Here is a 20,987-nt window from a genome sequence, read left to right as displayed (position 1 = left end):
GGTCTTAGGCGCGCTTGGCGATATCCACATAGTCGCGGCGGGCAGCACCCGTATAGAGCTGGCGCGGACGGCCGATCTTCTGCTGCGGGTCGCCGATCATTTCGCTCCACTGGCTGATCCAGCCGACGGTGCGGGCGACCGCGAACAGCACGGTGAACATCGAGGTCGGGAAGCCCATCGCCTTCAGCGTGATGCCCGAATAGAAGTCGACGTTCGGATACAGCTTGCGGTCGATGAAATACTGGTCCGACAGCGCGATCTTCTCGAGCTCCATGGCAACGGCGAGCATCTCGTCGCCACCGTGACCGGTTTCCTTGAGAACTTCATGGCAGGCCTGCTGCATCAGCTTGGCACGCGGATCGTAGTTCTTGTAGACGCGATGACCGAAGCCCATCAGGCGGACGCTGGAATTCTTGTCCTTCACCTTGGCGATGAATTCCGGAATCTTGTCGACGGTGCCGATCTCGGCGAGCATCTGCAATGCGGCTTCGTTGGCACCGCCATGCGCCGGTCCCCACAGGCAGGCGATGCCGGCGGCGATGCAGGCGAACGGATTGGCGCCCGACGAACCGGCGATGCGGACCGTTGAGGTCGATGCGTTCTGCTCGTGGTCAGCGTGCAGCGTGAAGATCTTGTCCAGCGCCTTGGCGAGCACCGGATTGACCTTGTACTCCTCGCACGGCACGGCGAAGCACATCTTCATGAAGTTCGCTGCGAAGTCGAGCGAGTTGGTCGGATACACGAAGGGCTGACCAATCGTGTACTTGTAGGCCATCGCCGCGAGCGTTGGGATCTTGGCGATCATGCGGATCGACGCGATGTCGCGCTGCTTCGGATCGTTGATATCAGTTGAGTCGTGGTAGAAAGCGGCGAGGGCGCCAACCGATGCGACCATCACGGCCATCGGATGCGCGTCGCGGCGGAAGCCCTGGAAGAAGCGGCTCATCTGGTCGTGAACCATGGTGTGGTTCGTGACCAATGCGTCGAACTTTGCCTTCTGCGCCTTGGTCGGGAGTTCCCCGTACAGCAGCAGGTAGCAGGTCTCGAGGAAGTCGCCCTTCTCGGCGAGCTGCTCGATAGGGTAGCCGCGGTATTCGAGGATACCGGCATCGCCATCGATATAGGTGATCTTGGACTGGCAGCTGCCTGTCGACGTGAAGCCGGGATCGTAGGTGAACATCCCGGACTGGGCGTAGAGCTTGCCGATGTCGATGACATCAGGGCCGACGGTCCCGCTGTGGATCGGCAGTTCGAAGCTCTTGCCGTCGACTGTCAGCGTTGCGGATTTGGTATTGGTTTTTGCGTCCATCGCGTGGTCCCCGATGAGATCGTTGAGGAGCCGGCAAGCCACCGACATTTCAGGAGAAATGGGGAGGCTAGCCGGGAATTCCAGAGCATTCGCCAGAATGCGTAGCGTATTGCTGTGTGCGCTGCAAGGCGGGCAAAAGCAGCCTACAGCTATGCTAAATAGATGCCTGATCGGCGAGCCGGTCCAGGCATTCCTGCCGTCCCAATACCGCCAGAACATCGAAAATGCCGGGCGATGTGGTCTTGCCGGTCAGCGCCACGCGAAGCGGTTGCGCGACCCCGCCAAGCTTGATGCCAGCTTCCTCGGCAAAGGCGCGGGTAGCGGCTTCGGCATTTGCTGCGGTCCAGTCGGTGACGGCTTCCAGTGCCGTGCGCAACTTGCCGATCAGCACACGGGTTTCCGGCGTCAGCGCGGCCTGCGCCTTCGGCTCCATCGCCAGTGGGCGATCGGCAAAGATGAAATTGGCGCCGTCGATCAGTTCGATCAGCGTCTTGGCGCGTTCCTTCAGGCCGGGCATGGCGCGCAACAGCTGAGCGCGCGTGGTGTCGTTGAGCTTCGCCTTCAGTTCGGCTCCGCCGGGCACGTAATTCAGCACGTCCTCGAACATGGTCACGAGGGATTGATCGTCGGTGTGGCGGATGTAGTGACCGTTGAGATTTTCGAGCTTGGCGAAATCGAAGCGTGCGGCGGAACGGCCGATCCCCGACAGGTCGAAGGCGTCGATCATCTCCTGGGTCGAGAAGATTTCCTGATCGCCATGGCTCCAGCCGAGCCGCACCAGGTAATTCCGTAGAGCGGCCGGCACATAGCCTAGCGCGCGATAGGCCTCGACGCCGAGCGCGCCGTGGCGCTTCGACAGTTTCGAACCATCAGGCCCATGGATCAGCGGAATATGCGACATGCTGGGTACGGTCCAGCCGAGCGCGTCGTAGATCTGCTTCTGGCGCGCGGCGTTGATCAGGTGGTCGTCGCCGCGGATCACGTGCGTCACGCCCATGTCATGGTCGTCGACGACCACCGCCAGCATATAGGTCGGATTGCCGTCGCCGCGCAGCAGCACGAGGTCGTCGAGATTTTCGTTCTGCCAGACCACACGGCCCTGTACCTGATCCTCGATCACGGTCTCGCCGGTGAGCGGCGCCTTCAGGCGGATCGTCGGTTTGACGTCGGGGCGCGGATCCGACGGATCACGGTCGCGCCACAGCCCGTTATAGAGCTTGGACTTGCCCTCGGCGCGGGCGGTCTCGCGCATCTGTTGCAGTTCCTCGGCGCTGGCATAGCAGTAATACGCCTTGCCCTCGGCCAGCAGCTGTTCGGCGACTTCGCGGTGCCGGCCGGCACGGGCAAACTGGAAGACGGTGTCGCCGTCCCACTCGATGCCCAGCCACTTCAACCCGTCGATAATGGCGTCGATCGCGGCATCCGTTGAACGCTCGCGGTCCGTATCCTCGATCCGCAGCAGCATCTTGCCGCCGGTCTTCTTGGCATAGAGCCAGTTGAACAGCGCGGTGCGTCCACCGCCGATATGGAGGAAGCCGGTCGGCGAGGGGGCGAAACGGGTAACGACGGGAGCGGTCATATCAGCGGGTTCGATCGAGTTCGGTGTGAGTGTTGGCGGGCGTTTATCACAACGACAGGGCGCTGTCTCACGGCGAATAAACGCGGATTTGGGGCCGGAACCGCATCGGAAAAGGCCCTTTCGCGGGACCCGGCCCCTGATCCGGCCCTTGGCGCGGCCTTCCGGATTTGGCACATAGGGCGCAGCTTGAAAGGCAGCAAATGACAGACGAATCGGTATCCGACGCAGGCCGTGACTTCATCCGCGACATCGTTGCGGCGGACCTGCAATCCGGCAAGCACAAGAGCGTGGTGACGCGCTTTCCGCCGGAGCCCAACGGCTACCTGCATCTCGGCCATGCCAAGTCGATCTGCCTGAATTTCGGCGTTGCCGAGGAATTCGGCGGCCACTGCAACCTGCGTTTCGACGACACCAATCCGACCAAGGAAGAGCAGGAGTATATCGACGCCATCCAGCGCGATGTGCGCTGGCTCGGCTTCGACTGGGGCGAGGGCAACCTGCACTACGCCTCGGACTATTTCGAGCAGCTCTATGACTGGGCGGTACATCTGATCCGCGCCGGCAAGGCCTATGTCGATGACCAGTCGCAGGAAGAAATCCGCTTTAAGCGTGGCACCCTGACGGAGCCCGGCCAGAACAGCCCGTTCCGCGACCGTTCGGTTGATGAGAATCTGGATCTGTTCGCGCGGATGCGCGCCGGCGAATTCCCGAACGGCGCCCGCGTGCTGCGCGCCAAGATCGACATGTCGTCGGGCAACATCAACCTGCGCGATCCCGTGATCTATCGCATCCTGCATGCGCATCATCCGCGCACGGGCACCGCCTGGAGCATTTATCCGAGCTACGACTTCGCGCACGGTCAGTCGGACGCGATCGAACACGTGACGCATTCGATCTGCACGCTCGAATTCGAGGATCACCGGCCGCTTTACGACTGGTGCCTGGAAAACCTGCCGGTGCCATCGCGGCCGCATCAGTATGAATTCGCGCGCCTCAACATGACCTACACGCTGCTGTCGAAGCGCGTGCTGACCGAACTTGTCCGCGGTGGCCATGTCACGGGCTGGGACGATCCACGGATGCCGACGCTGGCCGGCCTGCAGCGCCGCGGCATTCCTGCCGAAGCACTGCGCGAATTCGTCAAGCGCATCGGTGTCGCCAAGGCCAACTCGACCGTCGATATCTCGATGTTCGACTTCGCCGTGCGCGAGACACTGAATCGCACGGCGCAGCGCCGCATGGCGGTGCTGAAGCCGCTGAAGGTGGTGATCGAGAACTACCCGGAAGGACAGACCGAGCAGCTCGAAGCCATCAACCATCCCGATGATGCGTCGCTCGGCAACCGGCAGATTTCATTCGGCCGCGAGCTCTACATCGAGCATGACGACTTCATGGAAGAGCCGCCGAAGAAGTTCTTCCGCATGGCGCCGGGCCGCGAGGTCCGCTTGCGTTACGGCTATTTCATCACCTGCAAGGACGTGATCAAGAACGCTGCCGGCGAGGTGGTCGAACTGCGCTGCACCTATGATCCGGAAACCCGGGGCGGCAATGCGCCGGACGGCCGCAAGGTCAAGGCGACGATCCATTGGGTGAGCGCCGCAGATGCCGTGCAGGCGGAAGTACGCGTCTACAATCAGCTGTTCGCCGATCCGCAGCCCAATGCGACCGAGTTCGCATCACAGCTCAATCCGGACTCGCTGGAGACGCTGACCGGCGCCATGCTGGAGCCGGCGCTGGCGAGCGACAACACAAGCGATGTCGTGCAGTTCGAGCGCCAGGGTTACTTCTGTCGCGACAAGGATTCAGCGCCGGGCAAGCTGATCTTCAACCGCACCGTCGGTCTGCGCGACAGCTACGCCAAGCTCGCCTGAGCAACCCTAGAGATTAGTTTTCGTATTCTGCATCCGTTCCGCTAGTCGCCGCTTGCCCTTCCGATAGCATTCGGAAGGACAAGCTTGGCGTGCGGGCGTTCGATGGCGCGGGGCGGAGATCAGCAACAGCGGCGGGGCCGGGCGGGTACAGCGACCACATGGCCGCCGCCGGCCAAGGCAGGCGTCGCTGTCCCGTCACCGACGTCATCAACGTCGGGCTTCGAGACGCTCTGGACGTGGGTGCGGGCCGAAGCTGGTCCCGGTCGCTTGCTGCCCTGGGTGCCGATCGCTTTCGGCACCGGCATCGCGCTGTATTTTGCCGCTGAGCATGAGCCGGTGGCCTGGGTTGCCGCTGCGACGGCAGGCCTTCTTTGCGTAGCTGCATTTTTGCTGCGGCGGCGGCGATGGTTTCCCTTGATCTTGCTCATTGCGGCCATCGCGGCGGGCTTCGCGATGGCGGCCACGAAAACCGCGCGTGTGGCTCATGAGGTTCTGGCGAAGCCGCTCTATTCCGTTGCGCTTACCGGCTTCGTCGAGACCCATGAGGAGCGCGAGCGAACCGACCGCTTCGTGCTGCGCGTTGCCACGATGGACAGCCCGCGCGCCGCACCGAAGCTCACTCGTGTGCGGCTGTCGGTGAAGAAGGGCACGGCGCCTGCCGTCGGCAGCTTCGTCGAATTGAAGGCAAGGCTGCAGCCGCCGCTGTCGCCGCTCCGGCCGGGTAGCTACGACTTCGGCCGCGATCTGTATTTCCAGGGGATCGGCGCGTCCGGTTTTGTGATGGGCGGCATCAAGGCGGTCGATCCGCCGATACAGCCGAGTGTGGCGTTACGCTATTCGGCGACCATGCAGGGGCTGCGCGACGCCATCGACGCGCGGATCCGCACCGTGCTCTCGGGCGATAGCCGCGCCATTGCCACGGCGCTGCTCACGGGCCGCCGCGATGCGATTTCGGCTGACGTCAATGATGCGATGTTCATCTCCGGCCTCGGTCATGTGTTGTCGATTTCTGGCTATCACATGGCCGTGGTCGCCGGCGTGGTGTTCTTTGCGATACGCGCACTGCTGGCACTGATCCCTGTCCTGACGGTGACATTCCCGATCAAGAAAGTCGCAGCGGCTGCGGCGTTATTCGCAGCACTGTTCTACCTGCTGTTGTCAGGTGCTGAAGTCGCGACGCAGAGATCGTTTTTCATGACGGCCGTCGTGCTGATTGCAGTCTTGGTCGATCGCCGGGCGGTGACGTTCCGCACCCTGGCGGTGGCGGCAATGGTCGTGCTGATCGTGGCACCCGAAGCGCTGGTGCATCCGAGTTTCCAGATGTCCTTCGCGGCGACGTTGGGGCTCGTCGCATTGGTGCAGATAGGCATGCCCGCGCTGTTTGCCTCGCCCGATCATTCCGCGACCGCGCGCGTGGCACTATGGGGTGGACGCGAGATCGCGATGCTCGTGCTGGCTTCGCTGGTCGCGGGCCTCGCCACCACGCCCTATGCCGCATTTCATTTCCATCGCGTCACGCCTTATGGCGTCGTCGCCAATCTCCTGGCGATGCCGGTGGTCTCGGCGCTGGTGATGCCGGCGGGTATTCTTGGTTTGGTGGCCATGCCGTTCGGCTTTGACGGTGTGTTCTGGCGGCTGATGGATGTCGGCATCCAGTGGATGATCGTGGTCACGCAATGGGTCGCAGCCTTGCCCGGTGCCATCGGCCGGATGCCGGCCTTCGGCACCGGACCGCTGATATCAGCCAGTATTGGCATCATCGTGCTCGGATTGCTGCGCACGCCGTTGCGCTTCGCGGGGGCTGGCGTGCTGGTGCTCTCGATTGTCTGGGCATTGCTGGTGAAGCAGCCGGATGTGCTGATCTCGGGTGACGGTCACAGCGTTGCGGTACGGGGCAGGGACGGGCATCTCCATGTGATGCGCAGCGCCAAGGATACATTTTTGCTGAAAGAGTGGCTCGCCGGCGATGCCGATGCGCGTCTGCCGACCGATGCCTCCCTCAGCCACGGTGTGTCCTGCGACCGCGACGGGTGCATCACGGCGCTGGCCGATGGCGCTTTGGTGGCGCTGGTTTTACAGCCGGATGCCTTCACAGATGATTGCGAGAAAGCGGCGCTCATCGTCACGACGAAACAACCGCCGAGGGATTGCAGGGCGCTGGTGATCGATCAGGATCGCTTGCAACGAAATGGTGCGGTGAGCCTGCAGCGAACCGCCAACGGCTTTACCATGGATGCCGTGCGACCGCGTGGCCTGGACCGTCCGTGGTCGCGCGCAATTCCCGATGAGCCCCAGCATGATCTGATCCCAAACAGTCGTACGCCACAAAATCGGCCGGTGGATGCGACGCCGGCGGAAACCGATCTTCAACCCGAAGATCAATAATCCGCCGGGCGCAAATCTCAGTAGCGGCGATACAGGCCGATCAGCTTGCCCTGAATGCGCACCCGGTTAGGCGGCAGGATGCGGACTTCGTAGGCGTCATTCGCAGGCTCCAGCGCGATCGACGCGCCGCGGCGGCGGAAGCGCTTCAGCGTGGCTTCCTCGTCGTCGATCAGGGCCACCACGATGTCGCCAGTGTCGGCGCTTTCGTTGCGCTGGATCAGCACGGTGTCGCCATCGAGAATGCCGGCGTCCTGCATGGAATCGCCGCGCACTTCGAGCGCGTAATGTTCGCCGGAGCCGAGCATGTCGGCGGGCATGCTGATCGTGTGGCTGCGGGTCTGCAGTGCCTCGATCGGCGTACCTGCCGCGATCCGGCCCATCACCGGGATGGCAACTGTGCGGCCATTGTCATCATCGCCGCTGTTGCTGGCGATGCTGGCGGCGGAACGCACCTTGCCAAGCGTGCCTTCGATGACGCTGGGCGTGAAGCCGCGGCGCCCGGTGCCGCCCGTGACCGGCGCGCCGAGCTCTGGCAGCTTGATGACTTCGATGGCACGGGCGCGGTTGGGCAGACGGCGTATGAAGCCGCGTTCTTCCAGCGCCGTGATCAGACGATGGATGCCGGACTTCGAGCGCAGGTCGAGCGCATCCTTCATCTCGTCGAAGGACGGCGGGACGCCGGCTTCCTTCAGCCGTTGATCGATGAATCGCAGGAGTTCGTATTGTTTGCGCGTGAGCATCTGAAGCCATCCTCAGTTGACGGTGTCGGCCGCCGCGTGCGTTTCAAAGGGCCTTCGAACGGTGAGCCTCAATCCTGAGACGATCGTTCGAAGATCGGTTGCGCGAGTTCGGGCACTCTCAAACTACTCAAAGCCACAGAATCTCGAAACAAATCATGAACGAACACTATATGTTCCATATGTGTTCTGCAATGCTTAATTTGCCGTCAACAGAATGCACGTTGAGGGAGGTTTGAGGAGGCTGTTCCTCACCAGTCGTCGATCCTCGACGGACATGGAAAATGCTTCCGCGGTCGCTTGGGCTACGCGGACGTCATGCGCCCAATGGGCGGCGGCGGAGTCGTGGAGCCGGTGGCCAGCGAGCGCTGAACCATGATCGTGTCGGCCCAGCGGCCGGAGCGATAGGCGACGCCGGGCAGCAAGCCGACGCGGGCAAAGCCGAAGCTCTCATGCAAGCCGAGCGAGGCCGTGTTGTCGGCATCGATATAGCCGATGATCTGCCGGAAGCCGGCGGCTGCGCAGACATCGATCAACTCGCGCATCAACAGCCGGCCGATGCCCCGGCCGACATGACCGTGGTGGATGTAGATCGAATGCTTGACCGTGTAGCGATAGGCCGGTCGCTTCCGAAACAGCACCACATAGGCGTAGCCGACGACCTCGCCGCCTTGCGTGGCGACGAGGTGCGGGAACCGTTTGCTGCGCAGGTTCTTGCGCCGGTCTCTGAGATCGTCGGGCTGCGGCGTGTCGGCGTCGCTGACGCCTTCCTCGACGCCTTGCCGGATGTGCCGGCGATAGATCGCCAGCATGGCATCGACGTCGGTGTCGCGTGACGGTCGGATGACGACCGGCTGTTCGAGTTCCGTTGGCAAATCTGGCTCCTTACGTGCTCCCTATTCGGAGACCACGTAAGTGTAAAGTCGGATCCGGCCATTGGCGCCGACCTTGCGGTAGATGCCCTGGATTTCAACGTCGAAGCCCGGGAATGTGTTGAAGCAGGTCTCGAACATCCGGAGATAATCGATCATCGGCTTTGACCGTTCGGTGAGCCGTTCTCCGGGGACGATCGTGGCGATGCCGGGCGGGTAGACCACGAACGGCGTCGTCGCGACGCGCCCGAAGATCTCGTCGATCGGGAGGTAGTCGACGTCGTTACGCACCAGACAGCGCGCGGCATCGTGGGGTGACATGGCAATCTCCGGCAGATGGTCGGCGGAGAATTGCTTGGTCTGGAGTTCGCTCACATTGGCCTCGCGGAAGAACCGGTGCATGTCGCCGCAGAGATCCCGCAGGCGTATGCCCGCATAACGCGCCGGCCTGCGCCTGGCGAATTCGGGGATGACATCTTCCAGCAGCGCGTTGTCGTCATGAAACTTCTTGAAGGCGACAAGGCCCGATATCAGCGTGCCGGCCTTGCTGGCCTCCACGCCGGGCGTCAGCAGGAAGAGCAGCGAGTTGAGATCGTTCTTCTCCGGCACGATGCGATTTTCGCGCAGGAACTGCGCGACCACGGGCGCGGGGATGCCGTGTTCCGCATAGCCGCCGGTGGTGCGGTCGAAGCCGGGTGTCAGTACCGTCAGCTTGTTGGGATCGGTCATGGTGAAACCGGCTTCCATGCCGGGGAAGCCATGCCAGGCGGCGTCAGGCGCGAGCTGCCAATAAGCCGGATTGGTGGCCAGCTGGTCAGTGCCGATGCTTTCCCACGGCACATTGTGAACAGCGCCTTCGCTGGCTGCGTCGGGAATCGCGACGCGCTCGGGCACGAAGGGTTCGAAGAACCAGCGACGCTCGGCGCGGGTTTCCTTCTCCTCGAATTCGCGGCGCACAGCGCGCATCTTCTTGCGCAGTTCGATGCCGAGCCGGATCGTATCGTCCCACAACACTTCGCCGGAGCGGCCCTTCATCATCTGCGCGCCGACATCCAATGATGCGAACAGCGGATAGAACGGCGAGGTCGAGGCGTGCTGCATGAAGCTTTCGTTGAAGCGCCGATGCTCGACGCGGCGCTTCTGCCCGCGGATGTGGCGATCCTTCATGTGGATCTGCGACGCCTGCGAGAAGCTCGCGAGCTGCTTATGGGTCGACTGCGTCGCGATGATACCCGGCGAATCCGGGCCGAGCTCCTTGAGCCCCATGGCGAAGCGGCCGGCATAGAGCGGGTGGAATTTCATGAAACCCGCCCATGCTTCGTCGAACAGGATGTAATCGCAGAGATGGCCGATACGCGCGATGATCATCTCGGCGCTGTAGATGGTGCCGTCATAGGTGCACTGTTCGACCACGGCGACGCGGAACGGGCGTGGACGCTTCCAGGCCTCGGGATCCGTGACCAGCGGATTGATACGGATGCGCTCGCGCAGCGCGTCCTCGTCGAGCGCATCCCAGTTCATCGGGCCGATCAGGCCCCAGGGATTGCGCGTCGTTGGCACATAGATTGGCACACCGCCTGAGATCATCAATGCGCCGTGCAAGGCCGCCTTGTGGTTGTTGCGGTCGAACAGCACGAGGTCGCCATCGGTGACCAAAGCCGATAGTGCCACCTTGTTGGAGGTCGAGGTGCCGTTGAGCACGAAATAGGTTTTCTCCGCCCCGAAGATCTGCGCTGCTTCCTTCTGCGCCTGCAGCGCAGGGCCCTCATGAGTCAGCAGGTCGCCGAGATCGAGCACCGAATTGTCGAGGTCGTCGCGAAACACGGCTTCGCCGAGATGTTCCATGAACACGCGGCCGATCGGGCTGCGGCTGTAGAACACGCCGCCATTGTGGCCCGGGCAGGTCCAGAGCTGGTTGCCTTCCTCGGCATAGTCGACCAAAGCGCCGAAGAACGGCGTCTTCAGCGTCTCGGCATATTGCTTCAACCGGCTGATCAGATTCTTGGCGATGAAGGGTGGGGTTTCCTCGGACAGGAAGACATAGCCATCGATGAAATCGAGCACTTCGACCGGGACGTCTTCAAACCGCTTGCGACGGATCAGCAGGATGATGGGGAAGTCCAGGCCCCGTTTACGCATCAGGTTGATCAGCGCCGCGGTCTTGCCTTCGAGGCCCTTCTTGCCCCAGTCGACCACCATGCAGCCGATCGCCGCGTCGGTCTGGACCGCGATCGTTGCGTCTTCGAGCTTGCGCGCCTTGACGACCTCGAAGCCGGAACGCTCGATCTCGTCGACGATCTGATTGAGGCGAATGCCCTCGAGATCGTCGGCGTCGAATGTTGGCATCGCAAACAGGAAATTGAAGCGTTTGAAATAGTCCATTTGTGCACCGATCTTGTTTCGCAGCGATGTCTCGCTGCGTTACGTGACAATTCAGTGACTGAAGCCGCGTTAAGGTATCTCAGTCAGAAAAAAGCTCAGAGAACATGCCGCGCGGCGGAAGTTCCGGTGGCCCGGCATCCCATCGCGCATCTCGGCCTTTAAACAGGCAGTCGCATGATCGCGCAGGAATCACCAGCGGCGGCGGCGGGAGCGAATGGCTTGCGGATCAGAAGTCCTTCGGCAACAGCCAGATTTCCTAGCAGCGACGAGTCCTGTTTCATCACCGGCGTCGCCACCACGGTGCCGTCGGCGCGGGTTTCCAGACGCGTGCGCAGATAGTCCTCGCGCTGGTCGTTGGCGGCGAGGTCGCGGCCGAGCACCGCGGGTTCGAGCGCGTGAGCGACCTCGATTCGGCCGGACAGCGCGCGCAGCAGCGGCACCATGAACAGGAAGCCGCAGACATAGGACGAGACGGGATTGCCGGGCAGGCCGATCACGCGCATGCCCTGGCGGCGTCCGTGCATCATCGGCTTGCCGGGCCGCATGGCGATGCGCCAGAACGCCATCTCGACGCCGGCATTGATCAGGGATTGCTGCACGAGGTCGTGGTCGCCGACCGACGCGCCGCCGGTGGTGATCAGCACGTCGGCCTTCAGACCGATCGCGCGCTGAATGGCCGATGTGGTCGCCTCCAACGTGTCGACGGCGATGCCGAGATCGATCACCTCGGCGCCTTCGGCACGAGCCAGCGCACGCAGCGCGAAGCCATTGGAGAGCACGATCTGGCCGGGGCCGGGGACCGCACCGGGCATGACCAGTTCGTCGCCGGTGGCGAGCACGGCAACGACCGGCCGTCGCCGCACGGGCAGTGACGGATGGTTCATCCCGGCGGCAAGCGCCAGGTCGCGGTCGGTGAGGCGGGTGCCGGCGCGCAGCAGCACATCGCCTTCATTGAAATCGACGCCGGCCGGGCGGATATGCTTGCCGGAAATCGCGGCCTCGTTGATCCCAACGATATCGCTATCGCGCGTAGTATCTTCCTGGATTACCACGGCGTCGGCGCCAGCGGGCAGCACGCCGCCGGTGAAGATTCGCAGGGCTTCGCCGGTCTGCAGCGGGCGGTCGAACGGCTTGCCTGCGGCGATCTCGCCGATGACGCGGAGTTTGGCGCCCGAAGTCGCATCGGCAGCGCGCACGGCATAACCGTCCATCGCTGACATGGGCTCCGGTGGCTGCGTGCGCAGCGAAGCGATGTCGCGGGCGAGCACGCGGTGGAACGCGTCTTCCAGCGGTACCATCTCCTCAGGCAGCGCATCGGCGCCCGCGAGAATCGCGGCCATGGCATCGGTAACCGGCATCAGGGCCATCGCGGGGATCTCCGGCAGTGTGGGCGCCCGTCATAGCGGAGAGCGGGAGCGGACGCAAAACCACAGCCGCTTTGGCAGGGCAGGGAAACACGATAGACATCGGCGATCATGACCGACAACCACGCCGCAACCGACGATGAAGCGCCTGTCTGGCGGGCGGATGTCGATGCGCTGGCATTCCGGCCGTCCGGCCATTGCGGGCTGTGCATGGTGCACCGTCATGCGTTCCGGACGCTGCTCCGGCGTTACCCGTCGCCGGAGGAATGCGCGGCCTATTTCCGCGACCACAGAGAAGTGTTCCAGGCGGCGGCCGGCGCCAAGCTGGTGCGTGCGCCGGTGGCGCCAGATGCGAATTTTCATCTGACCAGCCGCGATCTCGCCCGCGCGATGTAAAATTAACGGTCGCGCCGCCGGTACAACTCGGCTAAATTGGCTGTCTATTTCGCGAGGATTCCGATGCAACAGACCCAGACCGCCCAGATCTCCGCCGTCACCACTGACGTCAATGTCGTCGTGCAGGCCGTTCTGGCCATGGCGCTCGGTCTGTTCATCGTCGGCGTGGTCGGCTTCTCGCATATCAGCGCCGTCCACAATGCGGCCCATGACACGCGCCACGCCAACGCATTCCCCTGCCACTGAGACATGTCCGTCTTCAGGTCGATCGTTTTCTCGGCAGCGCTGGCTGGCGTGATCACTGGTGCTGCCATCACCGGCGCCCAGATGGTCGGGACCATTCCCCTGATCCAGAAAAGCGAAGTTTATGAGCGCAAGGCGGAAGCGCCGGCTGCTGTTGCGCCGACGGCTGCCGCGCAGCCCGCCCATACGCACGACCATGGCGCCGCCGCCCATAGTCATGAGGCCGAATGGGAGCCCGCCGAGGGCTTGCAGCGCAATGCCTTCACCACCGGCGCCAATATCCTGACGGCCATCGGCTTCGCGTTGCTACTGGCCGGCATCTTCGCGCTGCGTGGCCGGGCCGTGAGCTGGCGGGAAGGGCTGTTCTGGGGTCTCGGCGGTTTCGTCGTCTTCACGGCGGCGCCCGGCCTCGGCCTGCCGCCGGAATTACCGGGAATGCCTGTCGCCGACCTCACACTGCGCCAGACCTGGTGGATCGGCACTGCCTGCGCCACTGCGGCGGGGCTCGGCCTGCTGGTCTTCCGCAAGGCGTCATGGGCCGCTATTCTCGGCCTTGGCCTGATCGTCCTGCCGCATCTGATCGGCGCGCCACAGGCGCCCGCCGGTCATACGGACGTCCCCGAAACGCTGTCGCACAGTTTCGTCGTTGCGGCGGTCCTGACCAGCCTGCTGTTCTGGGCACTGCTCGGCGTCCTCACCAGCATCGCCTTCCAGCGCATCTCGCGGACCTAAAGCCCGAGTGCCTTGAGCGCCTCGGCGACCGATGTCGGCGAGGTGACGTGGACGGCCTGCAATCCGCAAGCGCGAGCGGCCTCGATATTGTCGGCAAGATCGTCGAAGAACACGATGCGGTCGGCGGGGATGCCGATTTCCGCGATGACGTGCTCATAGGATTTTGCATCGGGCTTGCGAAGCCCGATCGAGGACGACAGAAACACCGCGCGGAAGTGACTGAGCAGATCGGCATGGTGTTCCGAGAAATGCGTGACATGCGCGACATTGGTGTTTGAGAACGCGTAGAGCGGCCAGCGCTTCGCGGCATGCGCGAGGAGTTCGGCGATGCCCGGCATCTCCCCGACGAAGATCGCATTCCAGCCTTCGAGAAATTGTGCCGGCGTCAGATCGATACCGAGCGTGTCGTGCAGATGCGCAAAGAATGCGTCGTCGGAAATCTCGCCGCGCTCGTGTCGCATATAGACGTCGCCGCGCGCAAACCGGCTCACGATGTCGTCCGGTGTACACTGCGCGTAGTCCGACCAGACCTTCAGCACGCGCGTGAAATCGATATCCAGCACGACGCGGCCGAGATCAAACAGCAGGGCGTCTGCGGAATTTGGCGTAAGCGACATCGTCATCTGTATCTTTTGGCTCAACGATTGAACATGTGCGGCGCAGGTTAGCGGATGATGGCAGAAAATCCTTGCCTCCGCGTGACAAACCGTCCCGATATTTCTGTTGCCTAGGCAACTAATTCGTGAGAGCCTTTCCAAAGAGGGCGCTACCTAGAGCAGTCAACTGCCGGGCCCTGCAGGGAGAGAAACGATGGTGGACCGCTTGTGCGGGACAGCGATTGATGACGCGCGAGCAACGCGTGGTGGTCTAGCCGGTTACCGCGCCGAGATTGCCGTGAATGCGTCGCAGCAAGTCGATCAGCACTTCGCGTTCGCTTTCATCCAGACAGGACAGCAGCTTTCGCTCGCGTTCCAGCGCGGTCACGATGACGGCGTCATGGGTCGTGCGACCCTTCGTGGTCAGCGTAATCGAATGGGTGCGCGCGTCGTCCGGGTCGGCATTGATGGCGACCAGGCCGCGCTCTTCCAGCATGGCAAGCGTGCGGCTGACCGGTCCCTTGTCGAAGCCGATGACGTGGCAGATGCGCGAGGCGGGAATGCCGGGCTCGATGGCCAGCAGCGACATGATGCGCCACTCGGTGACATTCACGCCAAAGCGCTTCTGATAGAGCGCGGTCGCGTTGCGCGACAGCTTGTTCGCAATGAAGGTGATGAAGGCCGGCACATAGCGCTCAAGATCGAGCAACTGCCCGCCTTTCGAAGCGGGCGTTCTCGCGGCGACAGTCCTGACATTGACCTTTGTCACTTTCGCCTTGGCGGGCTTTCGAACCGTTTTTTCCGATCCATTCTTGCTCATGCACCACGATCCTGCCTGCCAGCGTGACGTCGTCGAAATCGGCGAGATCACGTGGTTCTGAGGAATAGAGACACGCAGCCACAATTGCCAACAAGAAAATATGGGAGATTCACATGGTTTCCACGGTCACGACGGCATCGCCCCACACCCCGCCGGTGCTGTCTTTCGGCGGAGCCCTGCCGAACGACTTATCGTCTCAGCCCGTCGTCCACCTCGACGTCGATCCCTTCGCTATGGACTTCTTTGCCGATCCTCACCCCACCCACGAGGTGCTGCGTGAAGCCGGGCCCGTGGTGTATCTCGACAAATGGAACGTCTACGCGGTCGCGCGCTATGCCGAAGTTCATGCAGTCCTGAACGATCCTGCGACGTTCTGCTCGAGCCGCGGCGTGGGTCTTAGCGACTTCGCCAGGGAGAAACCGTGGCGCCCGCCGAGCCTCATTCTCGAAGCCGACCCGCCGGCGCATACGCGCACGCGCGCCGTGCTCAATAAAGTGCTGTCGCCCGCGGTGATGAAGCAACTGCGTGATGGCTTTGCCGCGGCCGCCGATGCCAAGGTCGACGAACTGCTGGAGCGGCGCAGTTTCGACGCGGTCGCGGATCTTGCCGAAGCCTATCCACTCTCGGTGTTCCCCGATGCGATGGGACTGCAGAAGGAGGGCCGCGAAAACCTGCTGCCTTATGCCGGTCTTGTCTTCAATGCTTTCGGTCCGCCGAACCAGCTGCGCCAGGACGCCATCGAACGCTCGGCGCCGCATCAGGCCTATGTCGCCGCACAATGCCAGCGCGATAATCTCGCACCCGGCGGTTTCGGCGCCTGCATCCATGCACGGGTCGACACCGGCGACATCACCGCCGACGAGGCGCCGCTGCTGGTGCGCTCATTGCTGTCGGCAGGGCTGGACACGACGGTGAACGGTATCGGCGCTGCCGTTTATTGCCTGGCGCGCTACCCGCAAGAATTCGCGCGGCTGCGCAGCGACCTGTCGCTGGCGCGCAATGCGTTCGAGGAGGCCGTGCGTTACGAAAGCCCCGTGCAGACCTTCTTCCGCACCACGACCCGCGACGTCGAGATCAGTGGTTGTCGTGTCGGTGAGGGCGAGAAGGTGCTGATGTTCCTGGCCGCCGCCAACCGCGATCCGCGCCGCTGGGCCGATCCCGAACGCTACGACATCACCCGCAAGACATCGGGTCATGTCGGTTTCGGCTCCGGCATCCACATGTGCGTCGGCCAGCTCGTGGCGCGGCTTGAGGGCGAGGTCATGCTCTCCGCACTGGCGCGCAAGGTCGCGTCGATCGAGATCACCGGCGACGTCAAGCGCCGTTACAACAACACGCTGCGCGGGCTCGAAAGCCTGCCCGTCACCTTCACGCCTGCCTGAGGATTCCATGCCGAGCATTACGTTCATTCATCACGACGACCGTGCCGAGACAGTCAGCGCCAATGACGGCGATAGCGCCATGTATACGGCGCTGCTGCATGGCATCGACGGCATTACGGGCGAATGCGGCGGCGGCGCGGTCTGCGCCACCTGCCACGTCTATGTCGACGACAACTGGCTGGGCAAAGTTGGCGCAGTCGGCGCCGACGAGGACGAGTTGCTGGAAGGCGTCGCCAGCGAGCGGCTGCCGAACAGCCGCCTGTCGTGCCAGATCAAGATCACCGAGGCGCTCGATGGCCTCGTGCTCCGACTGCCGGAGCGACAGGTGTAGTTCGCAAGAAAGACCGCGACCGGCAACGTCCGGACCCGCGCAATCAAGGTAGAGGGGAGAGACGACAATGAAGGGCTTGAAGACAGTTTTGGCTGCTGCGGCATCCTGCGTGATGGCGACGGCAGTCCAGGCGCAGGTGTCCGACGATGTGGTGCGGGTCGGCGTGCTCAACGATATTTCCGGCGTGTTCCAGGACACCAACGGCATGGGCTCGGTGGAAGCCGCGCGGATGGCCGCCGAGGATTTCAACGGCGGCGGCAAGAACATCAAGGTCGAGATCGTCTATGCCGACCATCAGAACAAGGCGGATGTCGGCTCCGCCATCGCGCGCAAATGGCTCGATGTCGAAAAGGTCGATGCCATCGTCGACGTGCCGAATTCGTCGGTCGGTCTCGCCATCAACAATATCGCCCGCAACACCAGGATGACCTTCCTGGCCTCATCCACCGCGACGTCGGACCTCACCGGCAAGGACTGCTCGCCGAACACCATCCAGTGGGTCAACGACGCATGGGCCACCGGCAACACCACCGCAGCGGCGATGATGCAGCGGGGCGGTGACGACTGGTACTTTCTCACGGTGAATTACGCGCTGGGGCAGGGTATCGAGGCCGAAGCCACCAATTACATCACGAAGAACGGCGGCAAGGTGCTGGGGTCATCGAAGCACCCGCTCGGCACCTCCGATTTCGCCTCGCTATTGCTGCAGGCGCAGAGCTCCAAGGCCAAGGTGATCGGTCTTGCCAATGCCGGCGCCGATGCCATCAATGCGGTGAAGCAGGCCGGCGAGTTCGGCATGCAGGACGGCCCGCAGAAGCTGGTCGCGTTCCTGATCTTCATCAATGACGTTCACGGCATGGGCCTGAAGACCGCGCAGGGCCTGTTGCTGACGGAATCCTTCTACTGGGACATGGATGATGACACCCGCGCCTTTGGCAAACGCTTTGCGGCGCGGCCAGGCATGAACGGCAAGATGCCGAGCGCCAATCAGGCGGGCGTCTATGCCTCCACGCTGGCCTATCTCAATGCCGTGGCCGCCAAGGGCAGCGACGATGCCAGTGTCGTCGTACCGCAGATGAAGACCTTCAAGGGCAAGGACAAGCTGTTCGGTGAGGTCACGATCCGCGCCGATGGCCGTGTCATTCACCCGATCTATCTGTTCGAGATCAAGAAGCCGGCGGAGTCGAAGGGGCCATACGACTATTACAAGCTGCTCTCGACCATCCCTGCCGAAAAGGCGTTCCGGCCGATGGCCGAGGGTGGTTGTCCGATGATCAAGTAGCCTGTCGCGCATCGATACCGGCAACATCAGTCGTTCCCGGTATCGATGTGGCGCCAGTTGCGGGAATTGGCGGACCGATAGGTAACTTGCTGCTCCGCAGAAAATACATGCGGGCTATTTCAAACCTAAAAGGCTATTCCACGTACCTAATGACATCGAAACCCTTTGATTTAAAGGATTTGGAATGTCGATTGTTTTTGGATTGATGGTCTTGCTGCTGCCGCCTGCAGCGTGGTTGCTGGTCAAACGATATGAGCGTCATCTCGATGCGCAGATCGGGCCGTGGATCGTCAGTGAGATGAAGCCGCAGCGCAGCCGGCAGCGTCTCCTGCGCGAGCACCGTGATGACAGCGATCGCTGAAATCCGCCCCTATTCAGGTTACCGCAAAACTTACAACGCGCGCGCGTAACTAAGTAGTGCGCATTCACACTTGGCCTTGTCCTGCTTGGTAGTGCTGATCCCGCCACGAGCACCAGCCTGGATGTCTCATCCGTCCGGTTGGTCGCTTGATCTGGCCCGGGACCGCCGCCAAACACCCCCCATGTCGCGCGCGGTCCCGGTTATTGTTCGTAAACAAGATGGATGACGGCGCAGGATCGCGATTTCGCAGTGATGACGCGCTCTGGGACCTTCATGAGAAATTGCGCGTTGTGCTGGCCGCAAAGATGGTTGTGCGGCGACAGCAGCTCAATGAGCGCCTGCGCGATCTCGAACAGTTCGCGATTTCGTCGAAGCGTGCTGTCGCAGCATTGCGGTCGTTGGCCGAGGGCGGTTGTCCGATGATCAAGTGACGGCCACTTGTTCGATGTCGCTGGCGATCATCGGGAATTATTTGCGGCAACCGGTGTTCTGAGGATGGGGGCCCACACCTGCGACAGGAGTGTGCCATGCTCAGGAAAATGTTGATCGGACTTGCCACAATTGCGGCCATCGGCATGACGTCCGTGCCGATAGATGCTTCCGCGCGCGGCGGCGGCGGCGGCCACGGCGGTGGTGGCGGGCACGGGGGTGGTTTCCACGGTGGTGGCGGTTTTCACGGAGGTGGCTTCCACGGAGGTGGCTTCCGCGGCGGCGGTATGGCCATGGGCGGCCTGCGCGGCGGCGGGTTCGGTGCAACTCGTTTCGTCGCTATGCCAGGCGGAGCACGCTTCGCCGGCATGTCCAATCGAGGCTTCCATCACTTTGGTCACCACAATCGCCACTTCCGGAATTTCGCCCCGTTTGTGATCGGATTCGGTTCGTCCTACGCCTATGCGGGCTATCCGTATTACGACAACTGCTATGACGTTATACGGGTGCGAACTTATCACGGTTGGCGATGGCGGCGCGTGTATGTCTGCGGCTGACGCCGGGCGACCGCGGAGTATTCAATTCGCGGCGTTGTCCGTGACCAGATAGTGCCCGGACTTGCCGCCCTTTTTCTCGACGAGGTGGATGCCCTCGATGCGGACACCGCGCTCGACGGCCTTGATCATGTCGTAGATTGTCAGGCATGCGACGGAGACGGCCGTCAGCGCTTCCATCTCGACGCCCGTGGGGCCCGTGACCTTGACTGATGCACGTACGCGGCAGCCCGGCAGTTTCTTGTCGGGCGTGATGTCCAACGTGACTTTGGATAGCGCCAGCGGATGGCACAGCGGGATCAGATCCGATGTGCGCTTTGCCGCCATGATGCCGGCGATACGCGCCGTGCCGAGCACATCGCCCTTCTTGGCATTGCCGGAGACGATCATGTCGAGCGTCGCCTTGCTCATGATCACCAGACCTTCGGCCACCGCGATGCGTTCGGTCGCCGGTTTCTCCGACACATCGACCATGCGGGCCTCGCCCGAGGAATCGATGTGGGTGAGGGCCGGGGCCTGCTTCGATTTTTTCGTCTTGCCGGCCATGATCAATGCGTTCCGTTCGCGCGCTTGAGCAGCGTTTGCGTTGCCGCTGTTACGTCCGCCTGCCGCATCAGGCTTTCCCCGACCAGGAAGGTGGAGATGCCGACGCGCTCGAGGCGTGCGAGGTCGTCTGGCGTGAAGATGCCGCTTTCGCCGACCTTGAGACGATCCCAGGGGATCATCGGCGCCAGCGTTTCGCTGGCGGTCAGCGTGGTCTCGAAGGTGCGCAGATTGCGGTTGTTGATGCCGATCATCGGCGAGCGCAGGTTCAGCGCGCGTTCCAGCTCCGGCTGGTCGTGGATTTCGATCAGCACATCCATGCCCTGGTCGATGGCGGCGTCTTCGATGTCACGCGCCTGCGCATCGTCGAGTGCAGCCATGATGATCAGGATGCAATCGGCGCCATGGGCGCGGGCCTCGACCACCTGATAGGTGTCGAACATGAAGTCCTTGCGCAGCACCGGCAGTTTGGTCGCGGCGCGCGCCGCGACCATGAAGTCGAGATGCCCTTCAAAGGACGGCGTATCGGTCAGGACCGAGAGACACGCGGCGCCGCCGGCCTCATAGGCTTTGGCCAGCGTCGGCGGGTCGAAGTCCTCGCGAATGAGCCCCTTGGACGGCGACGCCTTCTTGATTTCGGCAATCAGCGCAAACTCGTTCTTGTCGAGCTTCCTGTGGATCGCGGTCATGAAGCCGCGTGGCGCCGGCGCAGCCTTGGCCAGCGCTTCGATGGAAGCGAGCGGATGGGCGCGCTTGGCGGCCGCGATTTCCTCGCGCTTGTAGGCTTCGATCTTGGTCAGGATGTCGGACATGGTCGTC

General features: G+C 62.7%; 21 protein-coding genes. 11 read left to right on the top strand and 10 right to left on the bottom strand.

Annotation, left to right across the window (positions count from 1 at the left end; genetic code table 11):
- Positions 1–4: 4 nt before the first annotated feature.
- On the bottom strand, positions 5–1,309 hold the full coding sequence (gene gltA, locus BLW80_RS16330; protein WP_089264726.1) for a citrate synthase: 1,305 nt from the start codon (positions 1,307–1,309) through the stop codon (positions 5–7).
- Positions 1,310–1,463: 154 nt separating this feature from the next.
- Complete coding sequence (gltX, locus tag BLW80_RS16325; protein WP_093758757.1) at positions 1,464–2,888, bottom strand: glutamate--tRNA ligase; 1,425 nt, start codon at positions 2,886–2,888, stop codon at positions 1,464–1,466.
- 200 nt (positions 2,889–3,088) lie between these two features.
- Here gltX and BLW80_RS16320 point away from each other — a divergent pair, with 200 nt between their 5' ends.
- Together BLW80_RS16320 and BLW80_RS16315 are read left to right on the top strand one after the other, a co-directional pair.
- Positions 3,089–4,759, top strand: a complete 1,671-nt coding sequence (locus BLW80_RS16320; protein ID WP_093758756.1) for a glutamine--tRNA ligase/YqeY domain fusion protein — start codon at positions 3,089–3,091, stop codon at positions 4,757–4,759.
- A gap of 102 nt (positions 4,760–4,861) precedes the next feature.
- The gene (locus BLW80_RS16315; RefSeq protein WP_093758755.1) at positions 4,862–7,144 is read left to right on the top strand and encodes a ComEC/Rec2 family competence protein; all 2,283 of its coding nucleotides are present in this window, start codon (positions 4,862–4,864) and stop codon (positions 7,142–7,144) included.
- A gap of 17 nt (positions 7,145–7,161) precedes the next feature.
- Here BLW80_RS16315 and lexA read toward each other — a convergent pair whose 3' ends face one another.
- The 4 genes from lexA to BLW80_RS16295 form a co-directional block, all read right to left on the bottom strand.
- Positions 7,162–7,884 carry a transcriptional repressor LexA gene (lexA, locus tag BLW80_RS16310; RefSeq protein WP_068730850.1) on the bottom strand — a complete coding sequence of 241 codons (723 nt, stop codon included), beginning with the start codon at positions 7,882–7,884 and terminating at the stop codon, positions 7,162–7,164.
- A 302-nt stretch (positions 7,885–8,186) separates the two neighbouring features.
- Complete coding sequence (locus tag BLW80_RS16305) at positions 8,187–8,756, bottom strand: GNAT family N-acetyltransferase (protein ID WP_276509735.1); 570 nt, start codon at positions 8,754–8,756, stop codon at positions 8,187–8,189.
- A gap of 21 nt (positions 8,757–8,777) precedes the next feature.
- Positions 8,778–11,135: an Orn/Lys/Arg family decarboxylase gene (locus tag BLW80_RS16300; RefSeq protein WP_093758754.1), complete on the bottom strand. Its 2,358-nt coding sequence runs from the start codon at positions 11,133–11,135 to the stop codon at positions 8,778–8,780.
- Positions 11,136–11,293: 158 nt separating this feature from the next.
- On the bottom strand, positions 11,294–12,502 hold the full coding sequence (locus tag BLW80_RS16295) for a molybdopterin molybdotransferase MoeA (RefSeq protein ID WP_093758753.1): 1,209 nt from the start codon (positions 12,500–12,502) through the stop codon (positions 11,294–11,296).
- Between the two features lie 108 nt (positions 12,503–12,610).
- Between BLW80_RS16295 and BLW80_RS16290 the strand changes: the two genes are divergently transcribed.
- The 3 genes from BLW80_RS16290 (at position 12,611) to BLW80_RS16280 (ending at position 13,870) form a co-directional block, all read left to right on the top strand.
- Positions 12,611–12,895, top strand: a complete 285-nt coding sequence (locus BLW80_RS16290; RefSeq protein WP_093758752.1) for a hypothetical protein — start codon at positions 12,611–12,613, stop codon at positions 12,893–12,895.
- A 63-nt stretch (positions 12,896–12,958) separates the two neighbouring features.
- Positions 12,959–13,141, top strand: a complete 183-nt coding sequence (locus BLW80_RS16285) for a CbtB domain-containing protein (RefSeq protein ID WP_089264725.1) — start codon at positions 12,959–12,961, stop codon at positions 13,139–13,141.
- 3 nt (positions 13,142–13,144) lie between these two features.
- Positions 13,145–13,870 (top strand): CbtA family protein, encoded by a 726-nt coding sequence (locus BLW80_RS16280; RefSeq protein ID WP_093758751.1) that lies wholly within the window; start codon positions 13,145–13,147, stop codon positions 13,868–13,870.
- On the opposite strand, the gene BLW80_RS16275 is transcribed toward BLW80_RS16280, so the two are convergent.
- Positions 13,867–14,493 (bottom strand): HAD-IA family hydrolase, encoded by a 627-nt coding sequence (locus tag BLW80_RS16275; protein WP_093758750.1) that lies wholly within the window; start codon positions 14,491–14,493, stop codon positions 13,867–13,869. The genes BLW80_RS16280 and BLW80_RS16275 overlap by 4 nt on opposite strands.
- Before the next feature lie 244 nt (positions 14,494–14,737).
- Positions 14,738–15,286, bottom strand: a complete 549-nt coding sequence (locus BLW80_RS16270; protein WP_093758749.1) for a MarR family winged helix-turn-helix transcriptional regulator — start codon at positions 15,284–15,286, stop codon at positions 14,738–14,740.
- Between the two features lie 233 nt (positions 15,287–15,519).
- On the opposite strand from BLW80_RS16270, the gene BLW80_RS16265 reads away from it, so the two are divergent.
- The 6 genes from BLW80_RS16265 (at position 15,520) to BLW80_RS30370 (ending at position 19,628) form a co-directional block, all read left to right on the top strand.
- Positions 15,520–16,668, top strand: coding sequence for a cytochrome P450 (locus BLW80_RS16265; protein ID WP_244528328.1), 1,149 nt, complete (start codon positions 15,520–15,522; stop codon positions 16,666–16,668).
- A 7-nt stretch (positions 16,669–16,675) separates the two neighbouring features.
- A complete protein-coding gene (locus BLW80_RS16260; RefSeq protein ID WP_093758747.1) occupies positions 16,676–16,999 on the top strand; it encodes a 2Fe-2S iron-sulfur cluster-binding protein in 324 nt (107 codons plus the stop codon).
- 67 nt (positions 17,000–17,066) lie between these two features.
- Positions 17,067–18,281: an ABC transporter substrate-binding protein gene (locus BLW80_RS16255; protein WP_093758746.1), complete on the top strand. Its 1,215-nt coding sequence runs from the start codon at positions 17,067–17,069 to the stop codon at positions 18,279–18,281.
- A 184-nt stretch (positions 18,282–18,465) separates the two neighbouring features.
- Complete coding sequence (locus BLW80_RS30380; protein WP_170849684.1) at positions 18,466–18,642, top strand: hypothetical protein; 177 nt, start codon at positions 18,466–18,468, stop codon at positions 18,640–18,642.
- A gap of 218 nt (positions 18,643–18,860) precedes the next feature.
- Complete coding sequence (locus tag BLW80_RS30375; protein WP_170849683.1) at positions 18,861–19,073, top strand: hypothetical protein; 213 nt, start codon at positions 18,861–18,863, stop codon at positions 19,071–19,073.
- Positions 19,074–19,169: 96 nt separating this feature from the next.
- A complete protein-coding gene (locus BLW80_RS30370) occupies positions 19,170–19,628 on the top strand; it encodes a hypothetical protein (protein ID WP_170849682.1) in 459 nt (152 codons plus the stop codon).
- A 21-nt stretch (positions 19,629–19,649) separates the two neighbouring features.
- Here the strand turns inward: BLW80_RS30370 and moaC are convergent, their stop codons facing one another.
- Positions 19,650–20,171 carry a cyclic pyranopterin monophosphate synthase MoaC gene (moaC, locus tag BLW80_RS16240; RefSeq protein ID WP_092142396.1) on the bottom strand — a complete coding sequence of 174 codons (522 nt, stop codon included), beginning with the start codon at positions 20,169–20,171 and terminating at the stop codon, positions 19,650–19,652.
- A 2-nt stretch (positions 20,172–20,173) separates the two neighbouring features.
- Positions 20,174–20,980, bottom strand: a complete 807-nt coding sequence (gene trpC, locus BLW80_RS16235; RefSeq protein ID WP_093758744.1) for an indole-3-glycerol phosphate synthase TrpC — start codon at positions 20,978–20,980, stop codon at positions 20,174–20,176.
- Positions 20,981–20,987 lie beyond the last annotated feature (7 nt).

This window comes from Tardiphaga sp. OK245 (assembly GCF_900108575.1).
Classification (GTDB): domain Bacteria; phylum Pseudomonadota; class Alphaproteobacteria; order Rhizobiales; family Xanthobacteraceae; genus Tardiphaga; species Tardiphaga robiniae.
Note: the sequence above shows the minus strand (reverse complement) of the source record. Positions and strands in the feature narration are given on the sequence as shown.